General features: G+C 59.6%; 1 protein-coding gene. It reads right to left on the reverse strand.

The genetic code is table 11. The features are described from left to right. Nucleotides 1–218 (reverse strand): hypothetical protein (locus ACFFLE_RS11260; RefSeq protein WP_380572109.1); only part of this gene is annotated, 218 nt, incomplete at both ends.

The raw sequence follows: 218 nt of genomic DNA on the forward strand, positions 1-218 counted from the left end.
TTCTGGCGGGTCGTGTCCGGCACCCCTGTCATCCCAAGGTATCGCTCGACCGTCTTCCAGTGTAGATTGAACTGCCGGGAAAGCCGGGAGATTGAATACCCTTGTGCGTGGTACTTCTGGAGTGCCCGGGCCTGTGCCCATTTCCTTTGGGCATTTTCCAAGCGGTGATGCTCAGCTTTGGTCTGAGGCGGAGGAACTGGCGGCGGTGATCGCGTGCC

The organism is Salinicoccus siamensis (assembly GCF_042429615.1).
Taxonomy (GTDB): domain Bacteria; phylum Bacillota; class Bacilli; order Staphylococcales; family Salinicoccaceae; genus Salinicoccus; species Salinicoccus siamensis.